Annotated in this window: 12 protein-coding genes; 3 read left to right on the forward strand and 9 right to left on the reverse strand. The window is 57.0% G+C overall.

What is annotated here, in order from left to right; genetic code table 11:
* Positions 1-67 precede the first annotated feature (67 nt).
* A complete protein-coding gene (nrdG, locus tag PUV47_RS13370; protein WP_274219071.1) occupies positions 68-625 on the reverse strand; it encodes an anaerobic ribonucleoside-triphosphate reductase-activating protein in 558 nt (185 codons plus the stop codon).
* A gap of 26 nt (positions 626-651) precedes the next feature.
* The gene (gene nrdD / locus PUV47_RS13375) at positions 652-2,772 is read right to left on the reverse strand and encodes an anaerobic ribonucleoside-triphosphate reductase (protein ID WP_274219072.1); all 2,121 of its coding nucleotides are present in this window, start codon (positions 2,770-2,772) and stop codon (positions 652-654) included.
* Between the two features lie 495 nt (positions 2,773-3,267).
* On the opposite strand from nrdD, the gene PUV47_RS13380 reads away from it, so the two are divergent.
* Positions 3,268-4,431 carry a helix-turn-helix transcriptional regulator gene (locus PUV47_RS13380; protein ID WP_274219073.1) on the forward strand — a complete coding sequence of 388 codons (1,164 nt, stop codon included), beginning with the start codon at positions 3,268-3,270 and terminating at the stop codon, positions 4,429-4,431.
* Between the two features lie 123 nt (positions 4,432-4,554).
* Positions 4,555-5,727, forward strand: coding sequence for a helix-turn-helix transcriptional regulator (locus PUV47_RS13385; RefSeq protein WP_274219074.1), 1,173 nt, complete (start codon positions 4,555-4,557; stop codon positions 5,725-5,727).
* Positions 5,728-6,154: 427 nt separating this feature from the next.
* Here the strand turns inward: PUV47_RS13385 and PUV47_RS13390 are convergent, their stop codons facing one another.
* The 7 genes from PUV47_RS13390 to PUV47_RS13420 all read right to left on the reverse strand — a co-directional run bounded on the left by PUV47_RS13390 (position 6,155) and on the right by PUV47_RS13420 (position 15,370).
* Positions 6,155-8,164 (reverse strand): BCCT family transporter, encoded by a 2,010-nt coding sequence (locus tag PUV47_RS13390; protein ID WP_274219075.1) that lies wholly within the window; start codon positions 8,162-8,164, stop codon positions 6,155-6,157.
* Positions 8,165-8,481: 317 nt separating this feature from the next.
* The gene (locus tag PUV47_RS13395) at positions 8,482-10,095 is read right to left on the reverse strand and encodes an MFS transporter (RefSeq protein WP_274219076.1); all 1,614 of its coding nucleotides are present in this window, start codon (positions 10,093-10,095) and stop codon (positions 8,482-8,484) included.
* Positions 10,079-10,384 (reverse strand): GNAT family N-acetyltransferase, encoded by a 306-nt coding sequence (locus PUV47_RS13400; RefSeq protein ID WP_274219077.1) that lies wholly within the window; start codon positions 10,382-10,384, stop codon positions 10,079-10,081. The genes PUV47_RS13395 and PUV47_RS13400 overlap by 17 nt, the downstream gene beginning before the upstream one ends.
* 62 nt (positions 10,385-10,446) lie before the next feature.
* Positions 10,447-10,734, reverse strand: coding sequence for a DUF1427 family protein (locus tag PUV47_RS13405; protein ID WP_274219078.1), 288 nt, complete (start codon positions 10,732-10,734; stop codon positions 10,447-10,449).
* A 15-nt stretch (positions 10,735-10,749) separates the two neighbouring features.
* Complete coding sequence (locus PUV47_RS13410) at positions 10,750-12,615, reverse strand: amidohydrolase (protein ID WP_274219079.1); 1,866 nt, start codon at positions 12,613-12,615, stop codon at positions 10,750-10,752.
* Between the two features lie 154 nt (positions 12,616-12,769).
* Positions 12,770-14,569: an amidohydrolase gene (locus PUV47_RS13415; RefSeq protein WP_274219080.1), complete on the reverse strand. Its 1,800-nt coding sequence runs from the start codon at positions 14,567-14,569 to the stop codon at positions 12,770-12,772.
* A 120-nt stretch (positions 14,570-14,689) separates the two neighbouring features.
* Complete coding sequence (locus PUV47_RS13420; protein WP_274219081.1) at positions 14,690-15,370, reverse strand: hydrolase; 681 nt, start codon at positions 15,368-15,370, stop codon at positions 14,690-14,692.
* A 902-nt stretch (positions 15,371-16,272) separates the two neighbouring features.
* On the opposite strand from PUV47_RS13420, the gene PUV47_RS13425 reads away from it, so the two are divergent.
* Positions 16,273-17,307, forward strand: a complete 1,035-nt coding sequence (locus PUV47_RS13425; protein ID WP_274219082.1) for an ABC transporter substrate-binding protein — start codon at positions 16,273-16,275, stop codon at positions 17,305-17,307.
* The last annotated feature ends 473 nt before the right edge of the window (positions 17,308-17,780 follow it).

The raw sequence follows: 17,780 nt of genomic DNA on the forward strand, positions 1-17,780 counted from the left end.
AACAAATTAGCCCTAGCGTTTTTAAAGACTTAAAGCCGTGTTGAGTTATGCCCCTATCCGGCGGGGATTACTCCGCCGCAACGGCCTGCGGGCATGGGGGAACAGACAGCGAGAAAAGGGCGTCGCGCGACGGGACAAACGTGCAATCCTCAACGCCTTGATCCTGTACGTCGATAATGCGTTGGTTTGCGCTGCCGCGCCATTTCAAGCGTGGATCGTGCAACGCTTGAATGAATTTGCCGTCGATCAGTACGTCGATGTCGTGCAGCACCTCGCGCTGTGCACTGGTCATGCTTTCCAGCGTGTAGCCGGTCCACATCCAGATGTCCTTGCCCGGCGCTTCCCGACGCACACGGGCCACCAGATTGGCGATGGCTTCCACGTTGCTCGGGAACAGCGGGTCGCCACCGGACAGGGACAGACCCCGCCGCTTGATGCGGGTGTCGGTCAGGTCCGCGATGATCTGGTCTTCAACCGCGCTGGTGAATGGTGCGCCGCTCTCCGGCTTCCAGGTGCGCGCGTTATAGCACCCCGGACACTTGTGTGCGCACCCAGAGACAAACAGGGTGCAGCGCGTGCCGGGACCATTGACCACATCAATTGGGTAATACTGATGGAAATTCATCGGAACCTCTAAGTGTCAAACGTCGTTCAGAGGTGCTTGACGCGCCGCTTCACTTCTTCCTGCTTGCCGAAGTTGAAAGGGCGCGCATCCGGGTTGCCCAGATAGCCGCAGACACGGCGGATCACGGAAACGCGGCCGGGGTTGCGGTTGCCGCAGCTTGGGCACTGGAAGCCCTTGCTGGTGCAGGTAAACTCGCCGGTGTAGCCGCAGTCGTAGCACTCGTCGATGGGCGTGTTGGTGCCGTAGTAGGGCACGCGGTCATAGGAGAAATCCCAGACATCTTCCAGTGCTTCGATGTTGCGCTGCATGTTTGGAAACTCGCCGTAGCAGATGAAACCACCGGATGCGATTTCCGGGTAGGGTTGTTCAAACTCGATCTTGTGGTAGGGCGAAACTTTCTTCTCCACGTCCAGATGGAACGAGTTGGTGTAGTAGCCCTTGTCGGTGACGCCGTCGAGCATGCCGAACGCCTTAGTGTCCAGCGCACAGAAGCGGCTGCACAGGTTCTCTGATGGGGTGGAATAGAGGCTGAAGGCGTAGCCTGTCTCTTCCTTCCACCGATCAACGGCGGCCTTGAGGCGGCGGACGATTTCAAGACCCTTTTCCTGAAGCGCCTCGCTGTCGTAGATGTGCCCTTGCCCCCCATAAAGCGCGTTGATGGTCTCGTGCAGGCCGATGTAGCCGAGAGAAATGGAGGCGCGCCCATTCTTGAAAATCTCGGAGATGTCGTCGTCAGCCTTGAGGCGAACGCCGCACGCGCCTTCCATGTAAAGGATTGGCGCAACACGAGCTTTCACACCCTTCAGGCGCTCGATGCGGGTGTCGAGGGCCCGGCGCGCCAGCTTCAGCCGCTCATCGAGGAGCTGGAAGAACCGCTCTTCTTTGCCGTAGGCTTCCAGCGCGATACGCGGCAGATTGAGGCTGACCACGCCCAGGTTGTTGCGGCCATCATGCATTTCCTTGCCCTCTTCCTCATAGGGATTGAGGAACGAGCGGCAGCCCATGGGTGCCTTGAAGGAGCCGGTAACCTCGACAACCTTGTCGTAGTTCAGGATGTCCGGGTACATGCGCTTGGACGCACATTCCAGCGCCATCTGCTTGATGTCGTAGTTCGGATCGTTCTTGCGCAGGTTCAGGCCATCCTTGATGGTGAACACCAGCTTCGGGAAGATCGCTGTCTTGGCGTTGATGCCAAGACCCGCCATGCGGTTGCGCAGGATGGATTTTTGGATGAGACGGGACTGCCAGGAGGTGCCAAGGCCAAAGCCCAAGGTGACGAACGGGGTCTGGCCGTTGGCCGTGTGCAGCGTGTTGACTTCGTACTCCAGCGACTGGAACGCGTCGTAGCATTCCTTCTCCGTGCGGTCTTCCGCATAGGCGCGCGGGTTCTTGACCTCCCACTTTTCAGCGACTTCCAAGTGCTTTTCAAAGCTAGCCGATACATAGGGGGCCAGCACTTCATCAATGCGGTTGATGGTGGTGCCGCCATAGATGTGGCTGGCAACCTGCGCGATGATCTGGGCCGTGACAGCGGTGGCGGTGGAGATGGACTTGGGCGTACCGATTTCCGCATTGCCCATCTTGAAGCCGCCGGTCAGCATGCCTTCCAGATCAATCAACATGCAGTTGAACATGGGAAAGAACGGGGCGTAGTCCATGTCGTGATAGTGGATCTCGCCGGTCTCGTGCGCCTTGGCAATGTCGCGGGGCAAGATGTAGCGCTTGGCATAATGCTTGGCGACAATGCCCGCCAACAGGTCGCGCTGGGTCGGGATGACCTTGCCGTCCTTGTTGGCGTTTTCGTTGAGCACTTCCGCGTTGCTCTGGTCAATGAGCCCGCGAATTTCCTCGTTCAGCTTGCTGTAGCGCTCGCGGGCGATATCCCGGTCATGGCGGTACTCGATGTACGCACGGGCAGCGGCCTTGTGCGGACCGGCCATCAGGATGTCTTCAACCGCGTTCTGGATCGCGTCGATGTTCACCTCATCAGCAGCATTGAGCTGCTCGGTCACCGCCTGCGCTACATCTTGTGCATAAGCCTGGCCCATACCTTCAGATGCAGGTGCTGCGCTGAGCACGGCGTCTTTGATGCGGACAGGGTCAAACGGCACACGACAGCCGTCACGCTTGATGACTTGAGGTTTCACGGGTGGCTCCAATGGGGTGAAATTCGAACGGCCTCTTCATCCCCCCAATAGCCTCTGGAAAACAATATGTAGTAGATACTAACTCAGGAAAACCCAACATCTCTGAGGGATTGCGGCGGAAATTTGTCGTGGATTTGGATTTGGTCAAAAAAAGGGTTGACGCTAGGCCGCCTTTCGGCGGGTCATTTGAAACGCTTTATTAACCCTGTTTTAGCAGCTGTCTGTGACATACGCTTGGCGCTTATAGGTTGAAATAAAAAGCGAAACCACGATTCCTTTGTCCCGACTCCCCCTATGGGGTGATTTGCCTACGCTTTTTCCCATATCGCCAGTATGCAAATCAGCATATTGAACTATGCTGTCGCTGGGTTGTGCTTTACCATGATGCGGGCAGGGGCGGACCGGGGGCGCAGCTGAGCGTGGTCAGTTTCGGCACAGGATAAGCAGGCAATTTGATTAAATTGCAAGGCATTCACTTGGGGTAGCAACGCTGAAATGACAGCTCTAGACACAGTGCTCATGCATCAGATCTATGATGCCATGCTGACTGGGCGTCCGTTGGCGGAAGCGCTGCGGCCGTTAACGTCCCAGCATGATGAGGTCGTGTTTACCGGTCGGTTGCAAGACCACACGGTACCGCAAAACGCCAATATGAATGCCTTCATCGTCAACGGCACACAGGCCTATATGGACGACTTCATCCGTGTCGCGCATCAAAATCCGCTGGCACCGATCTTGATGAAGGCTCCGGTTGATGAACTGGTGGATTTCAACGCCTACAAGGATTTCCGCGAGCTGGAGGAGACACCCTACAATCGCGAGTTCCTGATCAAGCATAATGGGATTGCCAAAGCCGTTGGGGTGATCTTGCGCCGCGAGGGCACCAAGACCGCCCAATTGGTCGCCAACATTCCGAAGGCCTATAACGGCAACTCCTATGATGAGCTGCGCAGCACCATGCAGCGCATTGTGCCCGTTTTGCGCTCTGCCTATTCCTATGCCCATGAAATGCACTTGCGCCAGCAAGAGCAGGCGATTGACGTTTGCGGTCGGTTTTGGCTTGAGCAAATTCCCACGCCGGCCTTCATTCTTGGCAAAGGCGGCAAGGTGAAGGCGTTCAACGAGGCGGCAACACGCTTCTTGAAGGCTTCCCCGATGTTGTGGTTGGACAGGCACAACATGTTGAATGCCTCCCTCACGGACCATGAGCAGAACTTGCAGGATATGGTCGCTACCTGCCTGACACAGCATGTGCCGGTTGGCCCGATGGTGCTGAACCATCCCAAGGGGCTGGGTGTGATGGCGCAGGCCCTGCCATTGCATGGGCTCTATGAGGCACCGGATTACCACCGCTTCTTCATGGCGGACAGCACACACATGCTGCTGACACTGTTTGATCCTGCCGATGTTCAACAAGCACCGGAGGAGTTGGTTGGCGGCATTTTGGGCACCACCGACAAACAGACGAAACTGATCCTTGAACTGGCAAAGGGGCGGGGGCTGCGAGAGAGCGCAGACAGCCTTGGCATTTCTTACAATACAGCCCGCAATCACATTCAAAATGCGGCAGGACGGGCAGGATTGAGCTCTCAAACCGAGCTGGTTCGGGTTGTCAGTGCAATTTCAGCTCATGCCGGGCAATTTTCTTCCAAAAAGTAGTTTTCTTCAAGCTGATGTGGACAACAGATGTAACTCCATCGTTCCACTTGTGCCATTTATGAATTGTGACAAAACTGTGGGATTGCACACGGTTTGTAGCGCAATACGCTGGGGCAAATTGGAATGGATGAACTCACCTCTCAAATCGTACAGGGCATGTACGGTGCCGTCATGACCGGCGGGCATCTCACAGATGCGTTGCGCCCGCTTGCCAAACGCTACGATGAGGTGATTTTTGTTTTTCGGCTTCAGCATCAAGGCGGTAATGGGCAAGAATACCCCTATGTTGAAACCTTGAATGCCGCGCCCACATTCCTTCAGGATTTCGCAAGGGTAGCCCATGGCAACCCCAACAGCGCAGCGCTGCTAAAAGCGCCACTCGGAGAGCTGATGCGGCTCAACCGATACGCGCAGTTCTCCCAGCTTGAGAACACCGAGTACAACCATGAATTTTTGCGCAGGCACAACAACATTGAGAACTCCAGCGCCATCATATTGAAGCGCGAGGGCGTGAACACCGCGCAGATCAATGTGAATTTCCCACGGGGATTTAATGGCAATGCTCTCTTGGACCTGGAGGGTACTTTAGAGCGCCTGATGCCTTTCGCGCAGTCTGCCTATCAGCTGTCCTTGGAAATGAATGCGCGACGGGCCGAGGAGGCCCTGATGAAAGCCGAAACGTTCTGGCTCAATCAGTTGCCAACGCCCTCCTTCATTGTGGCAAAAGGCGGTGTGGTGAAGGTGATGAACAAGAGCGCAGAGCAGTACCTTCGAACCTCGCCCCTTCTTCAGCTTTCGCACGGCAAACAACTTGTTGCCATCCGCAGTGAGGATCATCTGCTGCTTGAAAGCCTTTTGGTGCAAACGTTGACCAAGCGCTTGCCCGCAGGGCCAATCATGCTGACCAATGCCTTCGCGCCCGGCATCATGCTCTCCGGCCTGCCGCTCCACTCGCTCTACGATGCGCCGGACTATCATCGGTTCTTCATGGTGGAGGGAGACCTTGCACTGATAACCCTGTTCGATCCGAGAGACCTGCCACAGGCCGATGAGGAGTTGATCCAGCGCCTGTTGGGCCTGACCCACAAACAAAGCCAGTTGGTGCTGGGCCTTGCCAATGGGGCGACCCTTCGGGAGACAGCGGACAGCCTGGGTATGTCCTACAACACGGCGCGCAATCACATGCAGAATGCCACGGGCCGGGTTGGCGTCAACTCGCAAACGGAACTTGTGCGCCTTGTCGGAACCATCTCAGCGCATTCGGGCCGATTTTCTTGGGGCCAAGACAAAGCCTGACGATTGCTGCGGCCGGTTGGTGCTGCGCTATGCTCTCAAAAAGCGAACATCACTTACCCAGTGACCGTAGGAACGGGTGTTTTCCAGCGCGAACTAGACCAAAAGAATAATGGATAGAGTGCATTTTTTCGACCTGCATAGTGCAATTGCATCATGCGAAGCAGTGCGCCGCCCATTTATGTTGTCTCCATATTAAACGGGCATTCAATTTCAAGCCCAGCCCACGGACGGGCGCACATTTATATTGACTAACCTTTGACACAGGTTCGATCAGAGCTTTCCGACTGACGAGCCCTGTACTTTGCATCCGTCTTCCGCCACAGAAGACGCATGCTTTTTGTGGGGAGCGCCACCCCCACAAAACAAAGCCCGGATCTGCCACGATCCGGGCTTTTTCTTTTTCAAAGACAAGGTGCCTTGGCGTTGGTTACACCAGCTCGGCGTGAGACAAGTGCAGGTATTGCAGGTAGCGTTCGTACTGGGTCACCACATCAGCAATGATCTGCTCTTCGGTGTAGCCCATCACGTCGTACTCCTGACCGCCTTGCTCAAGGAACACTTCCACACGGTAGTAGAAGGTGCCGTCATCTTCTTCTGCGCGGCTGTCCTCGGCTTCTTCGGTGTCTTCATCCATCACCAGCTCACCCGGACCCATTGCGAGGGCCGTGGTGAAGTAGCGTTTGCGCAGGGCATAGACGAAGACGTTCTCGTCTGCCTGCTGGATTTCAAGACGCAGGTTCGTGATGCCGGTCAACTTGACCCGGAAGCCCTGCTCATCAAACTCGGACCGGACGTTTTCCAACGCAGGTCTTGCAACGGTGCGCAAGAAATGGTTGGCGTCGCGCCGGGTCGGACGAGAGTTCAGGCTGCGGATGCGGCTTTGCCAATCCACCGTCGTCTTGGTGTATTGCACCGTGGTGTGGTGGTTTTGCAGGTTGCGCATGCGCAGCGCATCATCCTGAAGCGCCTTGTAAAGGCCAAAGCACATGGCCAGCATGACCAGAACGAATGGCAGCGCGCTGACGATGGTTGCCGTTTGCAAAGCAGCCAGACCGCCCGCCCACAACAACACAATGGCCACAACACCCTGAAGCAAAGCCCAGAAAATGCGCTGCCATACCGGAGCATCGGTAACGCCGCCAGAGGTGAGGCTGTCGATGACCAGCGAGCCGGAGTCCGAAGAGGTCACGAAGAACACGACAACCAGAATGATGGCAATGCCGGACAGGATTTCTGTCAAAGGCATGTATTCAAAGAACTTGAAGAGCGCCACGGACACGTCCGTGTTGACCGCTTCCGCCAGATCGGTGGCCCCGCCATTCATGATAAGGTCAATGCCGCTGTTGCCGAAGATGGTGAACCAGATCAGCGCAACACCGGTTGGCACAAACAAGATGCCGACGAGGAACTCGCGAATGGTACGGCCACGGGAAACGCGGGCGATAAACGTGCCAACAAATGGTGACCAGGAAATCCACCAGCCCCAGTAGAGCAGGGTCCACCCCCCCAGCCAAGCGTCCTTGCGATCGTAGGCATAGAGGTTGAATGTCTTGTTCACCAAGTCACTGAGGTAAGAACCGGCGTTCTGCACCAAGGTCTGCAGCAGCGTCACCGTTGGGCCGACGATCAGGATCAGTACCAACAGGCTAAAAGCCAGCATGAGGTTCAGCTCACTGAGCTTTTTCACGCCGCGGTCAAGGCCGGAGAACACAGAGGCTGTCGCCATCAGCGAGATCACAACGATCAGAAGGATCTGAATGTTGGTGGAGACAGGCACGCCAAACAGATAGTTCAGGCCTGCGTTCACCTGCATGGAGCCATAGCCGAGGGAGGTCGCCACACCAATCAGCGTGCCGATAACGGCGAAGGTGTCGACCGCGTGGCCGATCGGGCCATAGATGCGCTCGCCAATGAGCGGATAGAGCGCAGAGCGCGGCAGCAGCGGCAACTGGTGGCGATAGGTGAAGTAGGCCAGCGACAACGCCACAACAGCATAGATTGCCCAAGCGTGCAGACCCCAGTGGAACATGGTGATCTTGAGCGCTTCGCGGGCAGCTTCGATGGTTTCAGGCGACACATCGGGCGGGGCGAGAAAGTGCATGACCGGCTCGCCAACGCCAAAGAACACCAGACCAATGCCCATGCCAGCAGAAAACAGCATGGAGAACCAGCTGCCATAGCTGTAGTCGGGTTCTGCGTGATCCGGGCCGAGCTTAATGTCGCCGTAGCGGCTGGCCATCACGAACACAATGAAAATGAGAAAGATTGCAACGCCCAGAATATACAGCCAACCTACATGGGTTTCGATCCACGACTGGATGGCGGAGTAAAACTGTTGCGATTCAGTGGGCCACGCGGCCCCGGTCAGCACAAGCAATGCAATCATAGCCACAGAACCGCCAAAGACGGGTGGACTAAATTTGTAGTGGAACTTCATCGGAATACACCAATAAATGCTGCATATTATTGCAGCTTGTTTGGAAGGGACATGTAATGCCTAAGTCTTCAGTCTTCATGCCCTGGAAGACTGGCGTAGATAATGTTTTTCTTAGGCTTGCGATATGTGTAGCTCTACTTAGTCTAGCTGACAGATTCGTACTTTGAGCCAGAGCCTGTCAGAATTTCCATGAATTTCAATAGTGTAGATTAGGCAGTACCGCGTAGATTCAGCGGTTTTTTTTATGCTTGTGGCTAAAACTCAGCGCTCAGCAATCGCAAAACGCCCCGCTTTGAGACAAGGCGGGGCGTTTCAGGTTAGAGATCAGCAGCGAGAAGGTGGCGGACCTTGGGCCCGCTGCGGCCCCGGTTCAGGGCGTTCACCGCGTCTTGAATGGCCCGGTCATCATGCGTTACTCGGTCGTGCTGCAACAGGTGCGCCCGCCAACTTGGCACTATGAAGTACTCCACCCAGGTTTGCGTGTCTTCTGCATCCTGCAGGATGTTCCAATCCACCGCGCCGTCTCTGCGGCGGACTTTGGCGAGCTGCTGGATTGCGTCTAGAAATGCGGGCTGATCGCCCTCGGCCACGGTGTATTCCAGCGTGACCATCACCGGTCGGCGATCATGTTCCACGTCGCTCTCCACAACGGGCGCCGGCCAGTGCAGGGAGGGGGCGAGGTTTAGGTCGCCTGCTGCGGTCAGGTGCCACTTGCGCGTCAGGAATACACAGGACGCAAGGCCCAATGCCGCAACTGCGAGCGCAGCAGGAATGCTGAAACTTGAGGCGACCTGCCCCCAGACCACACTGCCCAAGGCCATGGACCCGAAGAACACGGTGAGAAAAACGGAAAGGCCGCGGGCCCTTACCCACTCCGGCAAGGAAGATTGTGCCGATACGTTGAGGCTGGAAAGCACGGAGATCCAGAACAGGCCACCCAGCAGAGCGCCCGCATAAGCGGCCCACACCGATGGGATGAAGGCGAAGGCGATTAGCACGGCAGCGGTGCCGAGGGAACCGGCCATCACCGTTTGGTCTGCGTCCAGCCGCGCGCGTATGGAGGGCAGCAACAGCGCGCCCATCACCGCACCTGCGCCCACCAACCCCATGAGCACACCGTAAAGATCTGGGCCGCCTTGCAGAACGTCCTTGGCGATCAAAGGCAGCATGGCCCAGTAGGCACTGGCGAACAGGAAGAACGCCACTGCCCGCACCAGCGTGGAGGTAAGGGCCACACTGTTGAAGGCATAGCGCAGGCCGGTCAGGATTGCCGGAATGAAAGGTTCCTTGATGACACGGGTTTTCTCGGCCTTGTTTTCGGGCCGCCAGTAGAGCAAAGCGCCGATGATGGCGATAAAGCTCAAGGCGTTCAACGCAAACGGGGCGGCAAGGCCCACCAGCGAGATCAGGAGACCGGCGAGCGCCGGGCCAATCGCGCGGCTGATGTTGATGCCCATGGAGTTCAGCGCCACGGCGGAGGAAAGCTGCTCTTTGGGGATCAGCTGAGGCACGATGGCCTGCCACGCTGGGGCCATGAAGGCCGCGCCGGTGCCGAACAGAAAGGTGAAGATGAGCAACAGGCTCGTCGTCATCGCGCCCAGAGCCACCAGCACCGCAAACAGGGCGGCGGTGCCGCCCATGAGCATGTTGACCAGAAGCAGGATCTTGCGCCGGTCCACCAGATCTGCAAGGGCCCCGGCAATCAACGCAAACAGAAACACGGGCAATGTGGTTGCTGCTTGCACCAATGCGACCATTAGCGGGCTGGGGCTCAAGGTGGTCATGAGCCAGGCCGCGCCCACCTCATGCATCCATGTGCCCACGTTGGAGATGACGGTTGCCCCCCACAGCACGGCAAACGCACTGTGGGAGAAAGGGGCCCAAGCCCCCGGTTTCGGCGCAGGGGTGACGGGGTCAGCCTTGGAAGACATCGGCCCACTCCGGGTGCTTTTTGCGCTGCGCGTTCACAAAGGGGCACAGTGGCAGGATCTTGTAGTTTCCTTCGCGAGCATCGGCCACGAGGCGCTCAACAAGCTGAAGGCCAACGCCCATGCCGCGCATGCTGTCAGGCACGTCGGTATGATCGGCGATGACCAGCTTTTCGCTGGCAATGGAGAACGTCAATTCGGCGGGGTCGGCAATCGCGTCAACCCGGGCGATGTACTGCCCTTTGGTCTCGGTGGTTTCGCGGGTGATATGAACGGGTGTTGTGGTGGACATTGCGGTTTCCTTGTGGCGGGGGCGGACAAAGCCGCCATTGACTTCAAGACCATAGGGCCGGATCAGCTTTCCTTCGAACCTTGATCGGTCGCGGTGAGCTGCTGCGGTGATGCCGGTGCTGCGGGCTTGCAACCGGTGGCATAGCTCTTTGCGTGCAGGCATTCGGCCGCAGCTTGGTCGACAGTCAATTGGTCTCGCGCCCACGAGACCGCTGTTTCTCCAACCAACATGCCCAGAAGGCCCAGCAGCGCGATCACCGGCGGCGCCGGGGATCGTGTGCCAAGCAAGGCATAAAGCGCACCAACACCAAGCCCAATGCCGAGCGATACCAGATAGGGGGTCGCGTTCATTTCCGGCACTCCTTATCAGACCGCAAAGCACGAACAGCCAAGCGCGCCCCAGAAGCTCTTGAGGTCTTTGGTTGGAATAGGGGTGGCCCAAGCGATCTGGTGCTGGTGGCCATGGAGGCCGCAGCCATGCGAGCAGCCATCATGACACGCCCGTTCCATTGCTTGCGGCGGTGCATAGACACCCTCGCGCTGTGCCGGCGAAGACATATGTAGCACCGGAGACCATGAAGGGCTGGCTGGCGGAAGCGGCGGATCGTAGCTCGCAAACGCGCCGCTGGCATAAACAATGCGCCCGCCCACAACAGTCAATTCAGCGCTGATCTGCTTGATCTCCTCCGCAGGAACCGTGAGATAGTCCGCAGAAAGAACCGCAAGGTCGGCGTATTTGCCTGCGCTCAGAGTGCCCTTTTGCTCCGCCTCGCCAGAGAACCACGCCGAACCGTTGGTCCAGAGGCGCAAGGCGGTCTCTCGGTCCAGCGTGTTGGCTTCCGGGTAAAGGCGCATGCCGCCAAGGGTCTTGCCGGTGGTGAGCCAGTAGAGCGCCACCCAAGGGTCATAGGAGGCGACGCGGGTCGCATCCGTGCCCGCACCGACCGGCACGCCCATCTCCAGCATCTTGGTGACAGGCGGTGTTGCCTCTGCTGCGCGCTCGCCATAGCGGTGAACAAAGTACTCGCCTTGATACGCCATGCGGTGCTGAATGGCGATGCCGCCGCCCAGTGCCTTGATGCGTTCAATGTTGCGCTCGGACACCGTTTCTGCGTGGTCGATAATGAACCGCGTTTCAAATGGAGTACGGCCATTGACGCGTTCAAAGACGCTCAAGAACCGGTCAATGGTTTCGTCATAGGTGGCATGGATGCGGAACGGCCATTTGTTGGTTGCCAGCAACTCAACAATGGGTTCAAGCTCTTTTTCCATGTGCGGGGCCACATCCGGCCGTGGCTCAAGGAAGTTCTCGAAGTCGGCGGCAGACCAGGTGAGGTTCTCACCGGCACCATTCATGCGCAGATACGCATCACCAGCGCCCGGTTCTGTCATGGCCACCCAGCGTTCGTAATCGCTCAGCTCCTCGCCCGCCTTCTGCGCGAACAGATTGTAGGCAATTCGCAGGGTCAGCTGGTCGTCGTTGCGAAGGCGCTCAATAACCTCATAGTCATCAGGGTAGTTCTGGCCGCCGCCGCCCGCATCAATCACGGAGGTTACCCCGAGGCGGTTAAGTTCACGCATGAAGTGGCGTGTGGAGTTGATCTGGTCTTCAAGCGGGAGTTTTGGGCCCTGAGCCAACGTTGAATAGAGAATGAGTGCGGACGGTTTGGCAATCAGCATGCCTGTTGGGCGGCCATGGCTGTCTTTTTCGATCAGGCCACCAGGAGGGTTCTGGCTGTCAGAGGTGATGCCAAGCGCGTTCAGCGCCGCTTTGTTCAGCAGGGCGCGCCCATAGAGATGAAGAATGAAAACCGGCGTGTCTGGAGCCGCAGCGTTGATTTCATCCAGCGTTGGCATGCGCCGCTCGGCGAACTGAAACTCCGACCAGCCGCCCACAACACGGACCCATTGAGGGGCAGGTGTCCGGTCGGCTTGCTCTTTCAAGAGGCGCAGGGCATCGGCAACAGAGGGCACGTTTTCCCAGCGCAGCTCCATGTTGTAGTTAAGGCCGCCGCGAATGAGGTGGGTATGGCTGTCGTTGAGGCCCGGAATGACGCGCTGTCCCTGAAGGTCGATCACTTTGGTGGTCTCACGGGCAAGACGCATGATCTGTTCGTTTGTTCCGACAGCGTCAATCAGGCCGTCTTTGATTGCAAGTGCCTGCGCCGCAGGTTGCTGCGGATCCAGTGTGGTCACCTTGCCGTTCATGAGGATTAGGTCTACGTCGGCCATGCTATTCCTTCCGTTGTTCTGTCGGCTCTCAGGAGCGCCGAGGAAAAGCGGTGGCCTGCATTCCCCAACACGGGCCACCGTCTATGTTCGTAGTCTACTGGCTCACGAAAGAGAGGGGCGGCGGCACCAGCTTTGAAAGGTGCCGTCATCCGGGTTACTTGGCGTCGCGACTGTCGCCAAAGGTGACCACCGGTGACCAGTTCGGGCTCACGGGTGGCACATGGCTGAGGTCATGCGTGGCAAACTCATCCTTGGCGTAGACCACACGGCCGCCAACTGCGGTCAGGGCAGAGGTGATGCGTGCGATTTCCGCGTCTGTGACCGCGAAATAGTCGCGATCCAGAATGGCAAAGTCTGCAAGCTGGCCTTCGGTGATGGCGCCCTTCTTGCCGGAATCTCCGGTGAACCAGGAAGAACCAACGGTCCAGACGCGCAGCGCCTCTTCACGGGTCAGCAGGTTGTCATCGTCGTACATGCGCATGCCGCCGCGCGACAGGCCTGTGGCCATCCACTGGATGGAGTACCATGGGTTATAGGAAGTCACGCGGGTTGCGTCCGTGCCGCCGCCCATCGGGATGCCAAGGTCCATGATAAAGCGGAAGTTTGGCGTCTTCTTCAGCTTCTCCATGCCATAGGTCTTGACGAAGTCCTCCGCCTGGAACTGCAAGCGGTTCTGCAACGCCACACCGCCGCCCAGCTCTGCAATGCGCTCAAGGTTGCGCTCAGAGAAGGTTTCCACGTGGTCAACGAACCAGCCGTCCACGAGGCCCGCGCCGCGTTTGACATCTTCATAGACCTTCAACAGGCGATCGCCGGTCTCGTCGTAGGTGATGTGCTGGCGGAACGCCCAGCCCTTTTCACCCAGCAAGGTCATGATCTTGTGCTGGATCTCTTCCGCGTTCCGGTCAATGTCCGGACGCTCTTCGCCGAAGATCTCAAAGTCGTAGGAAGCCCATGACAGGTTCTCACCTGCACCGATGAGGCGCAGCATGTCATCGCCTTCACCCGGCGTGAAACGGTCGGTCCAGTCTTGGTAGTCTTCGAACTCGCGGCCTTTCACCTGCGGGAAGGTGTGGTAGCCGATGCGCGTGGTCAGCAGACCCTCGCGGTGCATGTGGTTGATGACCTGATATGGGTCCGCATCCGGGAATTCCATGCCGCCGCCACCGGCGTCAGACACGGAGGTGATGCCCATGGAGTTCAGCTCGTCCATGTATTGCATGGAGGAGTTGATCTGGTCGCGGATCGATAGCTTCGGGGCCTGGCTCAGGGTCTTGTACATGAGCAGGCCGGACGGTGCGGAAATGAGACGGCCGGTCGGATCGCCGTTCGCATCCTTTTCGATCACGCCGCCCGGGTAGGTTGGGTGGCCTTCCTTGTCATAGCCGAAGTATGAGATCGCGCGGCTGTTCAGCAGCGTCATCTTGTAGAGGTAGTGGATCAAGACCGGATGGTTCGGCGCAACGCTGTCCAGCTCCGCCACGGTTGGCAACCGCTTTTCCTTGAACTGGAACTCGGAGAAGCCACCAGCAACGCGGATGAACTGACCTTCCGGCGTGCGCTCTGCCTGAATGCGCAACAGGTGCAGCGCTTCTTCCAGACTGTCTGCATGGTCCCAGCGAACTTCCAGATTATAGTTTACGCCACCCCGAATGGAGTGGGTGTGGCTGTCGATCAGGCCGGGAATGATGCGCTTCTTGTTGGCGCGCACCACCTGCGTGAACGGGCCAATCAAGGGCGTGACATCCGCCTCGTCACCAATCTTGATGAACTTGCCATCACGGGCGGCAAGTGCCGTGGCTTCCGGGCGGTTGGGGTCCATTGTGGTGATGCGGCCATCAAGCACAACGAGGTCAGCATAGGCGTCGGTCGTTTGGCCAACGGCTGAATGAAGAGGGGCAGAGCCCAGAAGGGCAGCGGTGCCCGCAAGAAACTGGCGGCGTTGAATAGGCATAGCAAAGGCTCCAGCCGCACGCGGTGCGGTCAGTTGTGATTGCTTCTATTGTCAGGAGTTCGGGGCGGGCAGACCGGCTGTTTTTGTTTTTGGGGGCCGGTCTGTCCTGTTTGTTCAGCCTTACTTGGCTGGAACTGGGTCGAGCTTGGGGCCGTGCTCAGCGCGTTCTGGGGCTTTGTGAACCATGGTGTAGGCGTAATCTACGCCCATGCCGTAGGCGCCGGAGTGTTCCTGAACAAGGCCGATGACCTGATCATAGGTGTCCTTGCGGGCCCAGTCGCGCTGCAGCTCAAGCAGAACCTGCTGCCATGTGACTGGAATGACACCCGCCTGCACCATGCGCTCCATGGCGTAGTCGTGTGCTTCCTTGGTGGTGCCACCGGAAGCGTCTGCGACCATGTAGATCTCGTAGCCGCCTTCGCGGATCGCATCGAGAGAGAACATCAGGTTGCAGACCTCGGTCCACAAACCGGAAACAATCACCTTCTTGCGGCCGTTCTTGGCCAGCGCGTCGCGCACCTTCTGGTCATCCCAAGAGTTCATGGAGGTCCGCTCCAGAAGCGGCGCATCAGGGAACACGGAGAGCAGCTCTGGATAGGTGTGGCCAGAGAAGCTTTCGGTCTCAACCGTGGTGATGGTCGCTGGCAGGTCGAAAATCTTCGCGGCCTTGGCGAGACCAACTGTGTTGTTCTTCAGGGTCTGGCGGTCGATGGACTGAACGCCGAATGCCATCTGTGGCTGGTGATCGATGAAAATGATCTGGGAATTTTCAGGGGTCAGCAGTTCCAGTTTATTGGACATTTCCGGTCTCCTTGTGTGCCGCTTTCAGGCGGTGGATCTAAGCATGTGTGTCTGTGGCAGAGCCCTGTTTGGTTGACGATCCAGGCTGGATTGAAGCGCCCGGTGGTCAGTCGTTCCCTGCGTGATGACCCTAATATGCGCGGATTTGGCGCTAAGACAATCAGGCAAAGAATGGCCACACTGTTCACTTTTAATGAACGATAAGGGGATGCAAATGGGAATGTACACAATGCAGAGATCGTAGCTTTGCGTAGCTGACGTCGGGTCTCTGGCGATTGCATAGTAGTTTTCATCTGTTGGCTCGCTGAGAGCCATGATAGCCAAGTCATTGTTGACGATGGGGCAAGTATTTGTAGGGTGTGCGTTCCTCACCTTCCGTGCTCGGGAGGCGGCTTACCTATGCATATGCTGGAAGCGATCCTTCAGAAAAATAAAGGGAATTTCGTTGCTTCCATGCGCGGTTTGAATTTCTCATTCTGAATGCGCGCACCAGATGCACCTCCTTCAGAAGGCTATCCTCAGGTGGCGGAACCTCATAAAAATGGGTAGAGAATCGCGCAAGTGACCCAGCGTTATCCGGTGCGGCAGGCACTTTTTTTGGAATTTTTTTTGCTTGACGTTTTCTTGCAGAAACAAGTGCTTGCGCCGTAAAACGTAAAGAAACATTCGAGAAAATCCAATGTAATACATGATCATGCGCATCATTCCGTGAGATGATAATAAAATCGATTAAATTTATAGTTATATACTTGAAAGATGCTTCGAACTATTTGAATTATGGGGCTGTTTTGAATAGGTTTTTATTTCTCTCAAATCCCATAATGTATCACTGCTGTTTTACAAAATTACTTGTTTCGAGTATAAGGCACTTGTTTTTCATTGGACACGAAAGAGGTTATTACATGAGATCCATTCAGTTAGCTGCCGCGGGTATTGCCCTGTCTGCTGCCTTCGCAGTTGCTCCCGCAGGCGCTGCCGAGGCTCAGTGTGAGATCGATCGTCCGGTTGTTTTTGCTGGCTTGGACTGGGACTCTAACGCGTTCCACAACTCCGTTGCGCAGTTCATCCTTGAAAACGGCTACGGCTGTCAGACGGACTCAATTCCAGGCTCCACCATTCCAATGCTGAACGGCATGGTGCGTGGTGACATTGACGTCACCATGGAAGTTTGGAAGAGCGTGCTTGGCGATGCCCTGCCACCAGTTGAAGAAGCTGGCAAGGTTGTGAATCTGGGCGTGAACTTCCCGGATGCGCTTCAGGCATGGTTTATTCCGAAGTACCTTGTTGAGGGCGAAGATGCGCCAGCAAAGGGTCTGACGTCTGTTTACGATCTGCCTAAGTACAAGGAAGTGTTTGCCGATCCTGAAGAGCCAGGCATGGGCCGCTTTTACAACTGCGTACCAGGCTGGGGCTGTGAGGTGGTCAACACCAAAAAGATGCACGCTTACGGTCTGACGGATGACTTCGTGAACTTCCGCCCAGGTACCGGTGCATCCATGGCAGCAGCCATCGAATCCAGCATCCTGCGCAAGAAGCCGATCGTATTCTACTACTGGGGCCCAACCTGGGTTCTGGGTAAGGTACAGGATCAGCTGGTACAGCTCGAAGAGCCTGAGTTCGATCAGGAAATCTTTGACGCCATGAACGCAGAAAGCGATCCAACTCAGGTAAAGGCTGCGGTGGAAACGCCACTGACCGAGATCTACACCTACGCAAACACCGAGTTTGCTGAGAGTGCACCACAGATCGTTGAGTTCCTGAAGAACTACGAAACCACCAGCGCGGACATCTCCAAGGCTCTTGCTTACATGCAGGACACTGGTGCGTCCACGGATGAGGCGGCAGTCGAGTTCTTGAAGAACAACCGCGATGCATGGGCATCTTGGGTTCCAGCGGACGTTAAAGAGCGCGTAGAAGCTGCTCTGAACGCAAGCTAAGCTCTGAGGCTCTCCTACGGGCGTGGTTCAAGCGTGTGCCGCTTGAGCACCCTGTGAGAGCTTTGAAGAGACAAACAGGCTCGCGCCTCCATGAGGGCGCGGGCCTTTTTTGTGTCTGTTCAAAGGGGGGGGCTGAGCCGCGATGTTGTGGGGTGAGTCTGTCGGCGGCGTGCCGGGAGCGTGGCCGGAGCGCTCAGCGCGTGCGCCCCACTTGGGCGTAGGTCATCGTTTTTGGCTGTTTTTCGGGCAACATCACGGGTTCAGCTCTGCGTTAGGTGGAGGGTAGAGCTGCGTTTCATGCAGGGCATGCTGGTTTTGCGCCTTTCCCGTCATTGCCCCTCGCGCCTCCTAGGGTTCCTGATAATCGATTATGAAGTGCCCATGACAACGGGTTTATGGCCTATCCTACTGAAAATAAATGATAATATCCGTATTCCGCTAGCGTGAGCTATGCATCGACGTGCTCGAGATTG

The organism is Pseudovibrio exalbescens, assembly GCF_028737195.1.
In the GTDB taxonomy this organism is placed as follows: Bacteria; Pseudomonadota; Alphaproteobacteria; order Rhizobiales; family Stappiaceae; genus Pseudovibrio; species Pseudovibrio zosterae.

What these genes read in the sequence shown, in the direction of transcription:
- nrdG (WP_274219071.1), bottom strand. Translation starts at nt 625, where the DNA reads ATGAATTTCCATCAGTATTACCCAATTGATGTGGTCAATGGTCCCGGC.
- PUV47_RS13380 (WP_274219073.1), top strand. Translation starts at nt 3,268, where the DNA reads ATGACAGCTCTAGACACAGTGCTCATGCATCAGATCTATGATGCCATG.
- PUV47_RS13385 (WP_274219074.1), top strand. Translation starts at nt 4,555, where the DNA reads ATGGATGAACTCACCTCTCAAATCGTACAGGGCATGTACGGTGCCGTC.
- PUV47_RS13390 (WP_274219075.1), bottom strand. Translation starts at nt 8,164, where the DNA reads ATGAAGTTCCACTACAAATTTAGTCCACCCGTCTTTGGCGGTTCTGTG.
- PUV47_RS13395 (WP_274219076.1), bottom strand. Translation starts at nt 10,095, where the DNA reads ATGTCTTCCAAGGCTGACCCCGTCACCCCTGCGCCGAAACCGGGGGCT.
- PUV47_RS13400 (WP_274219077.1), bottom strand. Translation starts at nt 10,384, where the DNA reads ATGTCCACCACAACACCCGTTCATATCACCCGCGAAACCACCGAGACC.
- PUV47_RS13405 (WP_274219078.1), bottom strand. Translation starts at nt 10,734, where the DNA reads ATGAACGCGACCCCCTATCTGGTATCGCTCGGCATTGGGCTTGGTGTT.
- PUV47_RS13410 (WP_274219079.1), bottom strand. Translation starts at nt 12,615, where the DNA reads ATGGCCGACGTAGACCTAATCCTCATGAACGGCAAGGTGACCACACTG.
- PUV47_RS13415 (WP_274219080.1), bottom strand. Translation starts at nt 14,569, where the DNA reads ATGCCTATTCAACGCCGCCAGTTTCTTGCGGGCACCGCTGCCCTTCTG.
- PUV47_RS13420 (WP_274219081.1), bottom strand. Translation starts at nt 15,370, where the DNA reads ATGTCCAATAAACTGGAACTGCTGACCCCTGAAAATTCCCAGATCATT.
- PUV47_RS13425 (WP_274219082.1), top strand. Translation starts at nt 16,273, where the DNA reads ATGAGATCCATTCAGTTAGCTGCCGCGGGTATTGCCCTGTCTGCTGCC.